Genomic DNA, 16266 nt, shown 5'->3' on the forward strand with positions numbered 1-16266 from the left:
CCCCTGAGGGTGATCTCCTGGCTCCATGACGCGGCCTTACGATGGGGGGCATGACTGCTACGACTCCTGCCCGACGCGTCCTGCTCGCCGCTCCCCGTGGCTACTGCGCGGGCGTGGACCGTGCCGTGATCGCCGTGGAGAAGGCCCTGGAGCAGTACGGGTCGCCGATCTACGTCCGCCACGAGATCGTCCACAACAAGTACGTCGTACAGACCCTGGAGAAGAAGGGCGCGATCTTCGTCGACGAGACGGCGGAGGTCCCCGAGGGATCGATCGTCATGTTCTCGGCGCACGGCGTGGCCCCGGTCGTCCACGAGGAGGCCGCCGAGCGCAAGCTCGCGACCATCGACGCGACCTGCCCGCTGGTGACCAAGGTCCACAAGGAAGCCGTCCGGTTCGCCGACGAGGACTACGACATCCTGCTGATCGGCCACGACGGTCACGAGGAAGTCATCGGTACGTCCGGCGAGGCCCCCGAACACATCACGCTCGTGGACGGCCCCGAGGACGTCGCGAACGTCTCCGTACGGGACGAGTCGAAGGTCGTCTGGCTCTCCCAGACCACGCTCTCGGTCGACGAGACGATGGAGACGGTAGACGCGCTCAAGACGAAGTTCCCGCAGCTGATCTCCCCGCCGAGCGACGACATCTGCTACGCCACGCAGAACCGCCAGATCGCGGTCAAGCAGATGGGCGCCGAGGCGGACCTGGTCATCGTCGTCGGCTCCAAGAACTCCTCGAACTCCGTCCGGCTGGTCGAGGTGGCCCTGGGCGCGGGTGCGCGCGACGCCCATCTGGTGGACTTCGCCTCGGAGATCGAAGAGGCCTGGCTGGACGGCGTCTCGACGGTCGGCGTCACCTCCGGTGCTTCGGTGCCCGAGGTCCTGGTCGAGGGAGTACTGGAGTGGCTGTCGCAGCGCGGTTTCGAGGATGTCGAGATCGTCAAGGCGGCCGAGGAGTCCATCACCTTCTCGCTGCCGAAGGAGCTCCGCCGCGATCTGCGCGCGGAGGCGGCAGAGCTGTCGGGAAAGTAGTCCGGGCCGCGGCTCGCCCGGCAGTCCGGGAAGTGGCTGTCAGCGGCTGCCCGTAACGTTGCGTCCATGAACGTGTTCGGAGTGGACATCGGCGGTTCCGGCATCAAGGGCGCACCCGTGGACCTTGAGCGCGGAGACCTGGCGCAGGAGCGCCACAAAGTCCTGACCCCACACCCGTCTACGCCCGAGGCCGTGGCGGACGGCGTAGCCGAGGTGGTCGGGAATTTCGGCTGGTCTGGCCCGGTGGGCATCACCTTCCCCGGCGTCGTCACGAGCGGCGTCACCCGTACCGCCGCCAATGTGGACAAGGGCTGGGTCGACGTGGACGCGTCGAAGCTGCTCGGCGAGCGCCTCGGTGGCCTGCCGGTGACGATCCTGAACGACGCGGACGCGGCGGGCGTCGCGGAGATGACGTTCGGGGCGGGCCGCGGCCGCAAGGGCACGGTGATACTGCTGACCTTCGGTACGGGCATCGGCAGCGCGGTCTTCATCGACGGCCGGCTGGTCCCGAACACCGAACTGGGCCACCTCGAGCTGCACGGCCACGAGGCCGAGAAGCACGCCTCCACGAAGGTCAAGGAGGACGCGGGCCTGAGCTGGCAGCACTGGGCGCACCGGGTGCAGAAGTATCTCGCCCATGTGGAGATGCTGTTCTCGCCGGAGCTGTACATCATCGGCGGCGGCGTGAGCCGTAAGGCGGACAAGTTCGTGCCGCTGATCGAGGGCATCAGGGCGGAGATCGTCCCGGCGGAACTGCAGAACAACGCGGGGATCGTGGGCGCGGCGATGGCGGCGGCGGACAGGTAGGGGCTTGTGAGCGCGGCGGGAGGTCCTCGGCCGGTACGGGCCGGGGTCGCGCGCACCTCGCACAGGGGCCCCGGCCGGTGTACGGGCGAGGTCGCCGCACGCTCCCCGTGCTCAGCCGCCCCGTGCTCCAGCCGCGCCGCACGCGCCCCGGTGCTCGCGACTCAGCCGCGCCGGACCGGGCCGCCGCCGGGCCGCGCGCGCCGCTGACGGCGTCCCATCATCCGTACCTTCCGTACGCAGGTGATGAGCCCGGCGACCAGCGTGCCGCCGTAGAGCCAGCCGGCGTGCACCGCGAGCGCGGTGACCAGGGCCATCGTCTGCCCGCCGAAGCCCGCGGGCCCGCCGGAGATCGGCACGACCCCGACCGCGAAGGCGATCGGCACGCTGATCGGCGCGGTGACCAGGTCGGCCTCCCGCACCCAGAGCGCGGTCAGCGCGCTGACGGGCAGGAACAGCAGCCCGAACACCACGGCGGAGCCGTCGAAGAGCAGCCAGTCCAGACAGCCGAGCGCGAACATCGTCGCGGCGCCGAACAGCCCGCCGCCGAGGCCGGTCAGCCGGGGATTGGGCAGTCTGCGCAGCGCGAGCACCACGGGAGGCACGGACCGTACGGGCCTGGCCGGCACCCGGTACACGGCGGGGGCGCCCTCGGCGAGAGCGCCCTGAGGGGAGAGAGGGGCTTGCGGGGTAAGAGGGGCCTGCGGGCGCTGTCGGCGCTGAGAGTGACCTGTCCTGTGCTGCTCCACCCGAACAACGTAGGTCGCGAGGTGGGAGGAATCAGGCACGGGACACGCCCTTTGGCCGACCTTGGCGTTGAGTTCGACTCCCGGCTGCCGTCGCTGCCCGGCTTGACCCGCCCGTAAACTGGGGGATCGGCCCACCTCCGGGCCGTACGGCCATCTGCCAGTCCTTACTCCAGGAAGTCGCCAACGTGTCGCTCACGATCGGAATCGTCGGTCTGCCGAATGTCGGCAAATCGACCCTGTTCAACGCCCTGACCAAGAACGACGTGCTGGCGGCCAACTACCCGTTCGCCACGATCGAGCCGAACGTCGGCGTCGTCGGTGTCCCCGACACCCGCCTCGCCAAGCTGGCCGAGATTTTCGGCTCGCAGCGGATCCTCCCGGCCACGGTCGACTTCGTCGACATCGCCGGCATCGTGCGCGGTGCGAGTGAGGGCGAGGGCCTGGGCAACAAGTTCCTGGCGAACATCCGTGAGTCCGACGCGATCTGCCAGGTCATCCGCGCCTTCAAGGACGAGAACGTCGTGCACGTCGACGGCAAGGTCTCGCCGAAGGACGACATCGAGACGATCAACACCGAGCTGATCCTCGCCGACCTGCAGTCCGTCGAGAAGGCGCTGCCGCGTCTGACGAAGGAGTCCCGCCTCCAGAAGGAGAAGGTCGCGGTCCTGGCGGCGGTCGAGGAGGCGCAGAAGCTCCTCGAGGCGGGCACGACGCTCTTCGCCGCGGGCATCACGGCGGGCACGGAGAAGGGCCGCCTCCTGCACGAGCTGCACCTCCTCACCAGCAAGCCGTTCCTCTACGTCTTCAACGTGGACGAGGACGAGCTGGTCGACGAGGACTTCAAGAACGAGCAGCGCGCGCTGGTCGCCCCGGCCGAAGCGATCTTCCTCAACGCCAAGATCGAGTCCGAGCTGATCGAGCTCGACGACGACGAGGCGCTGGAGCTCCTCCAGTCGATGGGGCAGGAGGAGCCGGGTCTGGCGGTGCTGGGCCGCGTCGGCTTCGACACGCTCGGTCTGCAGACGTATCTGACGGCGGGGCCCAAGGAGACCCGCGCCTGGACGATCAAGAAGGGCGCGACGGCTCCCGAGGCGGCCGGCGTGATCCACACCGACTTCCAGAAGGGCTTCATCAAGGCCGAGGTCATCTCGTTCGGGGACCTGGTCGAGACGGGCTCGGTGGCGGAGGCCCGCGCGAAGGGCAAAGCGCGTATGGAGGGCAAGGACTACGTGATGCAGGACGGCGACGTGGTGGAGTTCCGCTTCAACGTGTGACCGGTTCGGGGAAGGCCCGCTGACCGGTGCCTGAGTGGTCAGCGGGCCTCGTCCGCCAGTTCCGCGATGACCTCGGCGTGGCAGCGCTCCGGTGCGCACCAGCAGCCGAGTCTGCGGCCGCGCAGGGCGGGGAGCAGCGCCAGGAGGTCCGGGCGGGACAGCAGGTGGATGCGGTACTTGTCGACGACCTCCTGGCGGGTGCCGTCGGGGCCGGGGCGGAAGGGGCTCGCCAGGGGGGAGCCGTCGAGGTGCCAGCCGCCGCGGTGCATGGCGCGGCCGACGTATACGACGTCCGCATAGTCGGGGTCGTCGCGACGGCCCTTGAGATTGACGACGGTTGTCCGCTTCATGTCCTGGATCCTCCGGCCTCAGGCCGTGTCCCGCCAGGTGAAGACGGCGCAGGTCGTGGTGGCGTGCGCGTACAGCTTGCCGTCGGTGGCGCCGACCACCCGTGCCTCGGCGGTCGCCGTCGTACGGCCGGCGTGGATGACGGTGCCTTCACAGCGCAGGGTCTGCGTGTCGGCGAACACCGGGCGAACGAGATTCACCCCGAGCTGGATGGTGGTGTACGCGCGGCCGGGCGGCAGCGTCGTCATGACCGCGCTGCCGAGAGCCGAGTCCAGCAGTGTGGCCAGAAACCCTCCGTGGACGCTTCCCATCGGGTTGAGCAGGTGCTCCCCGGGCTCGCCCTCGAAGACGGCGCGGCCCTCGTCGGCCTCCACGAGGCGGAATCCGAGAGTCCCGCAGATCGGCGCTTGCGGGTAGTCGCCTTCGAGGCTGCGGAGGAGCACTTCGAGGCCGGAGTGGCTGCCGGCGTCGGCGTAGCTTGTCGGGCGGGCCCAGGTGTGGGTGCGAGAGCGGAGCGCGGTGGTGGCGCCTGCGGACGGCGGGCTGGTGAGCTCGGTCATGGCGGTCTCCTCGGCGAGGTTGAGAGAGCGGAGCCGCGGGCCGCGGTGCGCGGCCCGCGGCAGGTCACGGTCAGGGGAGCTTGACCGCCAGCAGGTCCACCGGGCGGATGTCCGGGGCCGAGCTCAGCATTGTCTCCGCCGCCTCCATCAGTGCCGCGGCGATCCGGCCCTGGAGATGACCGGTCCGGCCCTCCTCGTTCTCGAATGTGTCGAAGACACCGAAGACCGTGGCGCTCTCCCGGAACGCGAACCAGGTGACGGTGTGCTCCTCCTCGCGGGCGAGCTGCAGCGCCTTGCGCAACAGGGCCTCGACCTTGTCGGCGTATTCCGGCTTGGATTCGATCCTGGCCAGCAGTCCGATGTTCATCGTGTGTCACTCCGTACGTCGTCGTCGGCGTCCCGATCAGCGGGACGTCCGCAAACCTATGGCCGCGACCAGTGCTCTCCCAGTGGCGCAAACGACTAGTCCGATACCGTTTCCGCCATGGATGTGGCAGTGCTGGCGTACGACGGCGTCTTCGACTCAGGGCTCTCGGCGATCCTCGATGTACTCGAAGGGGCCAACGCGATGCGGGACGAGCTTCCGCAGCCGCCGCCCGCCTGGCGGGTGCGGACCATCGGCTTCCGCCGCCGGGTCCGCACCGGTGCGGGCCACCTCGTCACCACCGAGCCGGCGGCCGGGGCCGAGCGTGCGGATCTGCTGATCGTGCCTGCCCTCGCCGAGCGGCGGCCCGACGCGCTTCTCGCTCATGTCTCGGGACCCGCCTCGGCAGCGGTACGGGGCCTCGTGGCCGAGGCGCGCGGGGTCGGCACACCCGTCGCCTCGGCCTGTACGGGCACTTTTCTGCTGGCCGAGGCGGGGGTGCTCGACGGGCGGAGGGCGACCACCAGTTGGTGGCTGGCGCCGGTCTTCCGCAAGCGCTATCCGGCGGTCACCGTCGACGAGACCCGGATGGTCACCGCGTCGGACGGCGTGACGACGGCGGGCGCGGCCTTCGGGCACGTCGACCTCGCGCTGGCGGTCGTCCGGATGAGCAGCCCGGCCCTGGCCGATCTTGTCGCCCGCTATCTGGTCGTCGACGAGCGGCCGTCCCAGTCGGCGTACACCATCCCGAGCGCGCTCGCCCAGAGCGATCCGGTCGTCGCCGCCTTCGAGCGCTGGGCCAGGCTTCATCTCGAGGAGCCGATCAGCGTCAGCGCGGCGGCGCGTGCGGTGGGGGTGAGCGAACGCACGCTTCAGCGGACCGTACGCCGCGTACTCGGCACGTCCCCCGTGCGCTTCGTCCAGGACCTGCGGGTCGAACAGGCCTCGCACCTGCTGCGGACGACGGACATGTCCCTGGACTCCATTGCCCGCAAGGTCGGCTACGAGCACGCGAACACCCTGCGGGTCCTGCTGCGTGAGCGGACGGGCAGTACGGCGGGGGTCCTGCGCAACCGTTGAACAGCCGTACGGTGACGAAGAGAATCATTAGTTGGAATTGACAACCCTCTCCCCGCGCGGCAGGGTTGAGTGCAGTGGGTTTGAATTTCATACCAACTGGAACGTCAAACCGAGTACGAGAGCTGGGGAGGCTGCTGTGGTGCGGGATGCGGTGATCGTCGAGGCGGTTCGTACACCGATCGGCAAGGGCAAGCCAGGAGGGGCGCTGCACGACGAGCGCCCCGTGGACCTGCTGGCCCGCACACTCGCGTCGCTGGTCGAGCGGGCCGGAATCGATCCGGTGCTCGTCGACGACGTCATCGGCGGCTGCGTGACCCAGGTCGGGGACCAGTCGCTCAACATCACCCGCCACGCGGTGCTGGCCGCCGGCTTCCCCGAGAGCGTGCCGGGCATGACCGTGGACCGGCAGTGCGGCTCGTCCCAGCAGGCCGCGCATATCGCGGCGCAGGGTGTGATCAGCGGGGCCTACGACATCGCGATCGCCTGCGGTGTCGAGTCGATGTCACGGGTGCCGATGGGGTCCAATGTGCTGCCTGGCAGCGACCCGTTCGGGCTGCGGCTCGGCGAGCGGTATCCGCAGGGGCTGGTCGGCCAGGGGATCAGCGCGGAGCTGATCGCGGCGCGCTGGAAGATCTCGCGGGAGGAGCTGGACGCCTTCGCGCTGGAGTCGCACCGGCGTGCCGCGGGTGCCTGGGAGCGCGGGGAGTTCGACCGGGAGGTCGCCTGGACCGGGCAGCGCGACGAGAACGTACGGCCGGGCACGTCGGCAGAGGCGCTCGCGGGGCTCAGGGCCGCGTACTACGACCCGGCCGTGGAAGAGCGGTTCCCGGAGATCGGCTGGCGCGTCACCGCGGGCAACAGCTCGCCGGTCAACGACGGTGCGGCGGCACTGCTGATCATGGGTGCCGATGTCGCGGAGCGGCTCGGGCTGCGGCCACGCGCGCGGTTCCACTCGTTCGCCGTTGCCGGGGACGATCCGCTGCTGATGCTCACGGCGATCATGCCGGCCACCGAGAAGGTACTGGCCAGGGCCGGCCTGACCACGGACGACATCGATCTCTACGAGGTGAACGAGGCGTTCGCGTCGGTGGTGCTCGCCTGGCAGCGGGAGACCGGCGTCGAGGCAGACAGGCTCAATGTGCGCGGCGGAGCGATCTCCATCGGGCATCCGCTGGGCGGCAGCGGGGCGCGCATCATGACGACCCTGCTGCACAACCTGGAAGACCGCGGCGGGCGGTACGGGCTGCAGACGATGTGCGAGGCGGGAGGGCTGGCCAACGCCACGATCATCGAGCGTCTCTGACGGCGATGGCGGCGCAGGCCGCGCTCTCGTCCGGAACGTTTGAATACGCAACTTAGCGTTTTAGGATGAGCCGCATGTCGAAGAGCATCCATCCCCGAGAGTGCTCCATTGCCGACGCCCTCGACCTGGTCGGCGAGCGCTGGACGCTGCTCGCCGTACGCGAACTCAGCCATGGCGTCCGCCGCTTCGACCAGATCGTCCGCAACACCGGGGCGTCCCGTGACATCCTCACGGCCCGGCTGCGCAAGCTGGAGGCGGCGGGCGCCGTCCGGCGCGAGCAGTACAACGCACACCCGCCGCGGTACGAGTACCACCTGACCCCCGCCGGCCAGGAGCTCGGCGACGTCCTCCTCGCGCTCATGAAGTGGGGCGACCGGCACCTCAACCCCGAGGATCCGCCGGTGACCTGGCAGCACTCGTGCGGCGAGACCCTCGATCCGGTGGTCATCTGCGCGCACTGCGGCGAGTCGGCACGAAAGGGCGCGCACTCCCCGGCCGGCCGCGGAGCCCTCACCGCCGACTGAACGGCGGCGCGGGAAGAGGTCCGCGCCCGAGGCTCGTCGCAGGCCGAGCGGCGCGGGACACGCAGGACGCGCTCGGACGCCCGGGTGAACGGCTGACAGCGAGGAGAGTGGAGAGCGGCATGTCGTATCCGGACCCGAAATACCTGGACGGCAAGGGCGAGATCACCGCGGAGTTCCGGCCGGCGGACACGCCCGCGAATCTGCAGTCGGCGAGCGGGAGCCGTACGCACTATCTGGCCACGACCCGGTCGACCGGCGGGGAGTTCGGGCTCTACCGGATGGACATGGCCCCGAAGGCCGGCGGCCCGAAGACGCACTTCCACAAGTCGATCTCGGAGTCGTTCTTCATCATCGAGGGGACGGTCCGGCTCTACAACGGTGACAGCTGGATCGACGGAACGGCGGGCGACTTCCTCTACGTTCCGCAGGGCGGGCTGCACGCCTTCCGCAACGACTCGGACGCGCTCGCGTCGATGCTGCTGCTGTTCACGCCGGGCGCGCCGCGCGAGGAGTACTTCGAGAAGGTCGCCGAGGTCGCCACCGAGTGGTCGCCACAGGACCGGACGGAGTTCTTCGTCAAGCACGACACCTACTGGACGGACTGACCCGGCGCGAGTCCGGTCTTGAGGCCCGCGCCGCAGAGCGGGACCACGGCGGTGCGGTCCCTCCAGTCGCCCACGGCGGCCCAGCAGGCCACCCCGGTCGATTCGACGAAGAGACCGCGCCCGGCCAGATCCAGCTGTGCGGCCCGGATCTGATCCTCCGTCACCGTGAGGAAGGTGCCGCCGGAATCGCGTACGGCCCGCAGGATCTGGCGGGCGCGCGGCGGACGCGGGATGGCGATGCCCTCGGCGACCGTGGGCCCGGACTCCACGCTCTCGTCGAGGAGTTCCTCGGCGCCGGCGTGGAAGGCCGCGGCCAGCGGGGAGACGGCTTCGGCCTGGACCGCGATCAGGGCGGGGCGTTCGGTGATCAGGCCGTGAGCGTGGAGTTCGGAGAGGGCGATGGACGCGCCGAGGAGGAGTGTGCCGTTGCCGACGGGGACGACGACTGCCTCGGGCAGCCGGCCGCCCAGCTCCTCCCACAGCTCGTACACGTAGGTCTTCGTGCCGTGCAGGAAGTACGGGTTGTAGACATGGCTCGCATAGAAGGTGCCGGGCATGTCCGCGGCGGCGCGGGCGGCCATGGCGGTGGCCTCGCGGTCGCCGGGGACGAGTTCGAGGTGCGCGCCGTGCGCCCGGATCTGTTCCACCTTCTTGGCGGAGGTGGCCTCGGGGACGTACACCGTGCAGTCGAGACCGGCCCGTGCGCAGTACGCGGCGACCGCCGTGCCCGCGTTACCGCTGCTGTCGGCGATCACCCGCCGGGGAGAGAGCCCGCGGGCGAGCTCCGCCAGCATCACCGCGCCTCGGTCCTTGAAGGAGAGCGTCGGCATGAGGAAGTCGAGTTTGGCGGAGACGGTGGCGGTGAGCGGGACGAGCGGGGTGCGGCCCTCGCCGAGCGAGGTGACGGCGGGCGCGGAGAGCGGCAGCGCCTCCTCGTACCGCCACAGTGAATTGACCCGGCCCGGGAGAGAGTTGAGGTCCACCGGCGCGGCGGTGAAATCCAGGTCCCATGGGCCGCGGCAGGCGGGGCAGCACCAGAGCGCCGTCTCGACGGGGGAGCCGGTGCCGCAGTCGGGGCAGTGATACGAGGTCATGGTGCGCCAGCATGGCAGTTGTGTGGCGCATGTGTTACGTCGCGCTCCGAACTCTTGTGGGATTCCTATGGATCCGCCAATCTTTCGCTCGGCAGGCGAGACGAGGACACCGCGGATTCAGCTGCGATTCGTTGTCATGCCCCTGTCGCAACCCCCACAGCAGCGCACCACCAATGAGGAGGACCCCTCACATGTCTGTGATGCGTAAATCGCGGCGAAGACTCGCCGCGGCAAGCGCCATAGCCGTCGCCGCGCTCGCGCTCGGCACGGCGTCCGCTCTCCCGGCCATCGCGGTCGAGGCGGCTCCGGAAGGCGTGATCCAGAACGCCGGCGCACCCGGAGCCATCGCGGGCAGCTACATCGTGACGCTCGACGAGTCCGCCCCCGACGCGGGCTCAAAGGCGGGCAAGGCCCTTGCGCAGGAATACGGCGCGAAGATCAAGAAGACGTACGACGCCGCGCTGAACGGCTACGCCGTCGAGCTCTCCGAGACGCAGGCCAAGAAGTTCGCCGCGGACCCGGCTGTCGAGTCCGTTGTGCAGGACCGCATCTTCAAGGCGACGGGCACCCAGCCGAACCCGCCGTCCTGGGGCCTGGACCGGATCGATCAGAAGGCCCTGCCGCTGAACCAGAGTTACACCTATCCGGACACCGCGGGCGAGGGCGTGACGGCGTACATCATCGACACCGGTGTACGGATCACCCACAGCGACTTCGGCGGCCGGGCGTCGTACGGCTATGACGCCATCGACAACGACAACACCGCGCAGGACGGCAACGGCCACGGCACGCATGTCGCCGCCAACGTCGCCGGGTCCTCCTACGGCGTGGCCAAGAAGGCCAAGGTCGTGGGCGTCCGTGTGCTCGACAACGCAGGCTCGGGCACGACCGCGCAGGTCGTCGCCGGCATCGACTGGGTGACGCAGAACGCCGTCAAGCCGGCCGTCGCCAATATGAGCCTGGGCGGCGGCATCGACACCGCGCTCGACACCGCGGTGCGCAACTCCATCGCCTCCGGCGTCACCTACGCGGTCGCGGCGGGCAACGACGGAGCGAACGCCTCCGACTACTCGCCCGCGCGCGTGGCCGAGGCCATCACCGTAGGCTCCACGACCAGCACCGACGCCCGCTCCAGCTTCTCCAACTACGGCACCGCGCTGGACATCTTCGCGCCGGGCTCGTCGATCACCTCGGCCTGGAACACGAGCGACTCCGCGACGAACACCATCTCCGGTACGTCGATGGCGACGCCGCACGTCACGGGCGCGGCAGCGCTCTACCTGGCGGCCAACAGGACGGCGACCCCGGCCCAGGTCTCCGCGGCCCTGACCTCCGCCGCCACGAGCGGCGTCGTCGGCAGCCCGGGCACCGGTTCGCCGAACCGCCTGCTGTACGTCGGCACCGGCGACACCCCGCCGCCCGGCAAGAAGTTCGAGAACACCGCGGACTACCCGATCAGCGACAACGCCACCACCGAGTCGCCGGTCACCGTCAGCGGGGTCACCGGGAACGCGCCGGCGAGCCTGAGCGTGCCGGTCGACATCAAGCACACGTACATCGGTGACCTGAAGATCGACCTGGTCGCCCCGGACGGGACGGTCTACAACCTGAAGGCGTACGGGACCGGCGGCAGCGCGGACAACGTGATCACCACGTACACGGTGAACGCGTCGTCGGAGGTCGCGAACGGCACCTGGAAGCTGCGGGTCAGCGACAACGCGGCGCAGGACGTCGGCAAGATCGACTCCTGGGCACTGCAGTTCTGAACACTCTCAGGTCCGATCTCTGAGTGAACGGGAGGGGGCGGTCGCCGCGGCGGCCGCCCCCTTCACCGTTCTCGCGCCGTCGGCGGAGCAGCCCACACATGAGCTCAGTCGGCGGGCGGCCCGGGGCCCCGGCCCGGCACACATCACGCGCGGTTCACTGCCCGCACCGCTGCTGCTGCCGGCTGCGTTCCGTCCCCCGTCGCGCTACGCGTATGATCCGCGCGCCTGTTCGTATGATTTCGACGAGGAGCACCGTACCCGTGGACCCATCCGCCCAGAGCTGGCAGCCGTATCCGCAGTACGCCCGCAGACCGTCCGTGAACGGCCTGTCCGTCGCCTCTCTCGTGCTCGGCATCGTGTGCTGTCTGCCGCCGCTCGGCCTGGTGCTCGGACTGATAGCCCTCTCGCAGATCAAGAGGAAGGGCCAGCGCGGCAAGGGCATGGCGGTCGCGGGCATCGTGCTCTCCTCGATCAGCACGCTTCTGGTGCTCGTCGCATTCGCCACCGGCGGGATCGGCGATGCCTGGGACGGCTTCCGGAAGGGCATGGACGAGGCGTCGCGCTCGCGCAGCACGCTCGACCTGCACAAGGGCGACTGCTTCAACGTCCCCGGCGACGAGTTGGAGCGGGAGACCGCATCCGTCAGGGTCGTCGACTGCGCCAAGGAGCACGACGCCGAGGTCACCGGGGCCTTCAAGCTCGGGAAGTCCGACGCCTGGCCCGGCGAGGCGGCTGTCGAACCGGTGGCCGAGAAGCGCTGCACGGAGATCAACAACGCCTACGCGGCGAACGCGCCGGCCGTGCCGGACAGTGCGGAGACGTACTACTACATGCCGAGCCGGCGCAGTTGGCGCCTGGGTGACCGGACGGTGACCTGCACCTTCGCCGTCACGGAAGGGAAGCTGAAGGGCTCCGTACGGTCCGGAGGCATCCCGTCCGGTGGATGAGACCGGCCCCTGAGCCACCGACCGTCCGGGCGCCGGTCCCATCCGAATCCCGCTGAGCGCTAGCGGCGGGCGAGCCCCCGGTCGACGGCGGTGATCAGCTCACCGTCGGCGGTGTCTCCGTCCAGGGACCAGAACATCGCGCCGCCCAGGCCCCGGTCACGGATGTACGAGGTCTTGGTGCGCAGCACCTGAGGGTCGTCGTACGTCCACAGGGTGGTGCCGTCGAAGAGCCAGGCGTGGCCGTTCCGCCGGTCGCGATGGAGCGTGTACGTCCCCGAGTCGGCGAGCTTCTTCAGGGCCTTGTAGTCCTCGTAGCCGGCCGCCCAGGTCGCGGGTGCGGGCGCCGCGGCCGGCTGCTTCAGGCCGTCGCCGCCACCGGTCACGCCCGTCCAGCCCTGGCCGTAGAACGGCATGCCCATCACCAGCTTGCGGGCGGGGGCGCCGCGGTCGCGCCAGGCGTCGACGGTCTGGTCCACGCTGAAGTCATTGTGTGCGTAGAGCGCGGACTGCTGGGCCGTGGTCGACTCCCAGGAGCCGTGGAAGTCGTAGCCCTGGAGGTTGACGAAGTCCAGATCGCGCATGATCCTGCAGACCTCGAAGCCTGCGTCGATCTTGGCGGGAGCGGTCGGGACGAAGGCGGTCAGCTCGTAGTGCTTGCGCTTCTTGAGGGACTTGCCGTAGGCGTCCAGCTGGGTCCTGAACTCCCGTACCAGAGCGGTGAAGTTCTTTTTGTCCTCGGGGCGGAAGACGGTGTCCGTGTCGCCCGCCGAGCCCGGCCACTCCCAGTCGATGTCGACGCCGTCGAAGAGCCCGGCAGCGGCGCCCGCGCCGCCGCGCGCTCCGTCGACCGGCAGATTGCCCCTGATGTAGAGGTCGATGCAGGAGGAGACGAAGGCCTTGCGGGAGGCGGGGGTGCGGGCCGCCTCCGAGAAGTGGGTGGACCAGCTCCAGCCGCCCAGGGAGATGAGCACCTTGAGGGCGGGGTGCTTGGCCTTGAGCTCGCGCAGCTGGTTGAAGTTGCCGGCGAGCGGCTGCTGGGCGGTGTCGGCGACGCCGTCCACGGAGTCGGCGGCGTCCAGCGGACGGGCGTAGTCGGCCCAGGCGTCGGCCTCGCCGGGGACATTGCCGGTGAAGCAGGTGCCGTCGGAACTGACGTTGCCGAAGGCGTAGTTGATGTGGGTGAGCTTGGCCGCCTGGCCGCTGGTGTCCATGTCCTTGACCTGGAAGTCCCGGCCGTAGACGCCCCATTGGGTGAAGTAGCCGACGCGTTTGTACGAGGGCGCGGGGTGCTGCCCGCCAGGCGCGGAGGTAGCGGCGGAGGCAGCCGCGGAGTCGAAGGCGCCGGCGCCGGAAGAGGCGGAGGCGCCGGGCGCGAGGGCGGCGAGGAGCGAGAGGGAGCAGGCGGCAACGGCCGCTCTGGCAAGGGATCTTCGGCAGTTTCGGCGCATGGCCAGGAACGTATTGGTCTGGACCATTAGGGTCAAGGGTGCGAGCGCCGAATGATGGGCATACCCGCGGCAAACCCCTGCGTATAGGCAAGTCATCACTTCGAGTGAAACTTTGGCCCATGCTTGCGGTCAGCAACCCAGGGTTGCCACGCTGTTGCTGTCTGTCAACCTGTTGGGAGTGGCCAGTGACGTTCGGTGAGCAGCCCGCCTATCTGCGCGTTGCGAGCGATCTCCGCGAGAAGATCGTCAACGGCTCGCTGCCGCCGCATACCCGTCTCCCCTCGCAGGCGCGGATCCGCGCGGAGTACGGCGTCTCGGACACCGTCGCCCTCGAGGCGCGCAAGGTCCTCATGGCGGAGGGCCTGGTCGAGGGCCGCTCCGGCTCCGGTACGTATGTCCGTGAACGGCCCGTCCCGCGCCCTGTCTCCCGCTCCGGCTACCGGCCGCCGTCCGGCGCCAACCCCTTTCGGCAGGAGCAGGCGGAGGAGGGGGCCCGGGGCACCTGGGAGTCCAGCAGTGAACAGGAGGGGGCGAGCCCCGAGATCGCGGCCCGGCTCGGCATCCAGCTCGGCGACCGGGTGATGCGTACGCGCTATGTGTTCCGGGACGCGGGCGAGGCGATGATGCTCTCCACCTCCTGGGAGCCCCTCGAAGTCACCGGGCGTACACCGGTGATGCTGCCGGAGGAGGGTCCGCTGGGCGGCTGCGGTGTGGTCGAGCGGATGGCCGCCATCGACATCGTCGTGGACAACGTGGCGGAGGAGGTCGGCGCGCGGCCGGGGCTGGCGGAGGAGCTCCTGGCGCTCGGTGGCGTACCGGGCCATGTGGTGATGGTCGTCGAGCGGACGTACTACGCCTCGGGGCGGGCGGTCGAGACGGCGGATGTGGTCGTCCCGGCGGACCGCTACCGGATCGCATACCACCTGCCGGTGAAGTGACCCGCGAGGCGCCTCTGTCGCGGCCGGACTCGCCCTGGTGCTCTGCCCGTTGATCGCCTGGGCGACGAATGACAAGTACTACCTGGCCAGAGCGAACCCGGTGAGCGGGCCCGAGGCCGAGATCCAGGACATCACCGCCACCCACACCTGCTCCGTGTGCGAGACGGCGTACGAGCTCGCGGACATCGCGGACTGTCCGGTCCGGTCGGGGCCGATCCGCTCGCTGTGCTGCTCGCTGGACTCCGAGTGCGGGGATGTCTGCCGCATGGATCCGGCGGCCGCCGGTCCGGTGCTGATGCCGGTGCCCACTGTGCCTGCGGTGTCCACAGAGCCCACGGACTGACACGGAACCCACGGACTGAGGGGAGCCGAGGAGACATGAGTGAGAGGGGGCGCATCCGGCCGGATACGCCCCCTCTCTCATATCCCTTTGTGAAAACCCGTATCCGCTGAGTAAAGGTCAGGCGTAGGCTCGGGCATATGCGTAATGGGGTTTCCTGGCGATCGTTACAGACCTGCAGGTCGACCCGGGGAGGGGCGCGATGAACGACAGTGGCGCTTTACTCCCCTGGCTCGTCATACGGCGGGACGACAACGGGAACCGCTACCGCGTCGGCATGTACGCCACCAGGGACGAGGCGCAGCAGATCGCGGACACCCTCGACGGTCGCGGCCACAAGCAGCTCTACTGGGTCGAGCGTGTAGGTCAGGCGGCCCATTAGCCGGGGCACGACAGCCTTTTCCACGGCGCTCTCCCGGCCGGACTTCGTGCGGGTAAGGTCCAGCCTGACGGATTCCGCATGAGTGAGGGCAGGGCATGTCGGTCTTGATCGACACGGTGGCGTGGGTGCGGGTGGAGAACGGCAGGATCCTCTGCGCGCGCTCCCGGGGCAAGGACGTCTACTACATCCCCGGCGGGAAGCGGGAGGGTGGCGAGAATGATCTGCAGACCCTGCTCCGCGAGGTCGAAGAGGAACTGAGCGTGGCCGTCCTCCCGGCGACCGTGTCGCATGTGGGCACATACGAAGCCCAGGCTCACGGTCATTCGGACGGCGTTGTCGTGCGCATGAGCTGCTACGCCGGTGACTACCGGGGCACGCTGATCGCCAGCAGTGAGATCGAGGAAATCGCCTGGCTGTCCTACCTCGACCGGGCGCAGGTCCCTCCGGTCGACCAACTGCTCTTCGATGAGCTCAAGGCGTCGGGCGAACTGGACTGACCCTCGTCGTGCGAGCGGACGGGCTGAGGGCCGACGTGTCACGGCCCGACATGTCAGTTCTGTGTAAGCCTGTTGAGCCAGGCTCGGCCGGGCCATGACGGATCACCAATTTGTCGGCCGGTCCAGCCCGAACCGCTCACCGGGTGCGAAGGCGGCGCGCGAATGACGCGTGCGCCCGTACGCGCCTCGGTGGCTCATTGATCCGGTGA

General features: G+C 69.5%; 19 protein-coding genes. 12 read left to right on the top strand and 7 right to left on the bottom strand.

Going from position 1 to position 16266, the window contains the following annotated elements; genetic code table 11:
* Window positions 1–41 precede the first annotated feature (41 nt).
* The gene (locus tag OG966_RS26250) at window positions 42–1034 is read left to right on the top strand and encodes a 4-hydroxy-3-methylbut-2-enyl diphosphate reductase (protein ID WP_326652327.1); all 993 of its coding nucleotides are present in this window, start codon (window positions 42–44) and stop codon (window positions 1032–1034) included.
* A gap of 66 nt (window positions 1035–1100) precedes the next feature.
* The gene (gene ppgK / locus OG966_RS26255) at window positions 1101–1841 is read left to right on the top strand and encodes a polyphosphate--glucose phosphotransferase (protein WP_326652328.1); all 741 of its coding nucleotides are present in this window, start codon (window positions 1101–1103) and stop codon (window positions 1839–1841) included.
* Window positions 1842–2002: 161 nt separating this feature from the next.
* Here ppgK and OG966_RS26260 read toward each other — a convergent pair whose 3' ends face one another.
* Window positions 2003–2587 carry a DUF6542 domain-containing protein gene (locus OG966_RS26260; protein ID WP_326652329.1) on the bottom strand — a complete coding sequence of 195 codons (585 nt, stop codon included), beginning with the start codon at window positions 2585–2587 and terminating at the stop codon, window positions 2003–2005.
* A gap of 185 nt (window positions 2588–2772) precedes the next feature.
* On the opposite strand from OG966_RS26260, the gene ychF reads away from it, so the two are divergent.
* Window positions 2773–3861: a redox-regulated ATPase YchF gene (gene ychF / locus OG966_RS26265; RefSeq protein ID WP_326652330.1), complete on the top strand. Its 1089-nt coding sequence runs from the start codon at window positions 2773–2775 to the stop codon at window positions 3859–3861.
* 38 nt (window positions 3862–3899) lie between these two features.
* Here the strand turns inward: ychF and OG966_RS26270 are convergent, their stop codons facing one another.
* The 3 genes from OG966_RS26270 to OG966_RS26280 form a co-directional block, all read right to left on the bottom strand.
* Window positions 3900–4211 carry a DUF4326 domain-containing protein gene (locus tag OG966_RS26270; protein WP_326652331.1) on the bottom strand — a complete coding sequence of 104 codons (312 nt, stop codon included), beginning with the start codon at window positions 4209–4211 and terminating at the stop codon, window positions 3900–3902.
* Window positions 4212–4229: 18 nt separating this feature from the next.
* Complete coding sequence (locus OG966_RS26275; RefSeq protein ID WP_326652332.1) at window positions 4230–4769, bottom strand: PaaI family thioesterase; 540 nt, start codon at window positions 4767–4769, stop codon at window positions 4230–4232.
* Between the two features lie 70 nt (window positions 4770–4839).
* Window positions 4840–5136: a putative quinol monooxygenase gene (locus tag OG966_RS26280; RefSeq protein WP_326652333.1), complete on the bottom strand. Its 297-nt coding sequence runs from the start codon at window positions 5134–5136 to the stop codon at window positions 4840–4842.
* A gap of 117 nt (window positions 5137–5253) precedes the next feature.
* Here OG966_RS26280 and OG966_RS26285 point away from each other — a divergent pair, with 117 nt between their 5' ends.
* The 4 genes from OG966_RS26285 (at window position 5254) to OG966_RS26300 (ending at window position 8645) form a co-directional block, all read left to right on the top strand.
* The gene (locus OG966_RS26285) at window positions 5254–6213 is read left to right on the top strand and encodes a GlxA family transcriptional regulator (protein ID WP_326652334.1); all 960 of its coding nucleotides are present in this window, start codon (window positions 5254–5256) and stop codon (window positions 6211–6213) included.
* Between the two features lie 139 nt (window positions 6214–6352).
* Complete coding sequence (locus OG966_RS26290; protein ID WP_326655378.1) at window positions 6353–7516, top strand: thiolase family protein; 1164 nt, start codon at window positions 6353–6355, stop codon at window positions 7514–7516.
* A 74-nt stretch (window positions 7517–7590) separates the two neighbouring features.
* Window positions 7591–8040, top strand: a complete 450-nt coding sequence (locus OG966_RS26295; protein WP_326652335.1) for a winged helix-turn-helix transcriptional regulator — start codon at window positions 7591–7593, stop codon at window positions 8038–8040.
* Between the two features lie 119 nt (window positions 8041–8159).
* Window positions 8160–8645 carry a cupin domain-containing protein gene (locus OG966_RS26300; RefSeq protein ID WP_326652336.1) on the top strand — a complete coding sequence of 162 codons (486 nt, stop codon included), beginning with the start codon at window positions 8160–8162 and terminating at the stop codon, window positions 8643–8645.
* Here the strand turns inward: OG966_RS26300 and OG966_RS26305 are convergent.
* On the bottom strand, window positions 8630–9739 hold the full coding sequence (locus OG966_RS26305) for a threonine synthase (RefSeq protein WP_326652337.1): 1110 nt from the start codon (window positions 9737–9739) through the stop codon (window positions 8630–8632). The two genes, OG966_RS26300 and OG966_RS26305, sit on opposite strands and share 16 nt — an antisense overlap.
* Before the next feature lie 191 nt (window positions 9740–9930).
* On the opposite strand from OG966_RS26305, the gene OG966_RS26310 reads away from it, so the two are divergent.
* On the top strand, window positions 9931–11505 hold the full coding sequence (locus OG966_RS26310; RefSeq protein WP_326652338.1) for a S8 family peptidase: 1575 nt from the start codon (window positions 9931–9933) through the stop codon (window positions 11503–11505).
* A gap of 260 nt (window positions 11506–11765) precedes the next feature.
* On the top strand, window positions 11766–12452 hold the full coding sequence (locus OG966_RS26315) for a DUF4190 domain-containing protein (RefSeq protein WP_326652339.1): 687 nt from the start codon (window positions 11766–11768) through the stop codon (window positions 12450–12452).
* A 59-nt stretch (window positions 12453–12511) separates the two neighbouring features.
* Here OG966_RS26315 and OG966_RS26320 read toward each other — a convergent pair whose 3' ends face one another.
* Window positions 12512–13900 carry a glycoside hydrolase family 18 protein gene (locus OG966_RS26320; protein ID WP_326655379.1) on the bottom strand — a complete coding sequence of 463 codons (1389 nt, stop codon included), beginning with the start codon at window positions 13898–13900 and terminating at the stop codon, window positions 12512–12514.
* 185 nt (window positions 13901–14085) lie between these two features.
* On the opposite strand from OG966_RS26320, the gene OG966_RS26325 reads away from it, so the two are divergent.
* The gene (locus OG966_RS26325; protein WP_326652340.1) at window positions 14086–14838 is read left to right on the top strand and encodes a GntR family transcriptional regulator; all 753 of its coding nucleotides are present in this window, start codon (window positions 14086–14088) and stop codon (window positions 14836–14838) included.
* Between the two features lie 78 nt (window positions 14839–14916).
* On the opposite strand, the gene OG966_RS40920 is transcribed toward OG966_RS26325, so the two are convergent.
* Window positions 14917–15174, bottom strand: coding sequence for a hypothetical protein (locus tag OG966_RS40920; RefSeq protein WP_442806759.1), 258 nt, complete (start codon window positions 15172–15174; stop codon window positions 14917–14919).
* A 206-nt stretch (window positions 15175–15380) separates the two neighbouring features.
* Here OG966_RS40920 and OG966_RS26335 point away from each other — a divergent pair, with 206 nt between their 5' ends.
* Complete coding sequence (locus tag OG966_RS26335) at window positions 15381–15560, top strand: SPOR domain-containing protein (RefSeq protein ID WP_326652341.1); 180 nt, start codon at window positions 15381–15383, stop codon at window positions 15558–15560.
* Between the two features lie 95 nt (window positions 15561–15655).
* Window positions 15656–16057, top strand: a complete 402-nt coding sequence (locus tag OG966_RS26340; RefSeq protein WP_326652342.1) for an NUDIX hydrolase — start codon at window positions 15656–15658, stop codon at window positions 16055–16057.
* The last annotated feature ends 209 nt before the right edge of the window (window positions 16058–16266 follow it).

It is taken from the genome of Streptomyces sp. NBC_01750 (genome assembly GCF_035918095.1).
Taxonomy (GTDB): Bacteria; Actinomycetota; Actinomycetes; order Streptomycetales; family Streptomycetaceae; genus Streptomyces.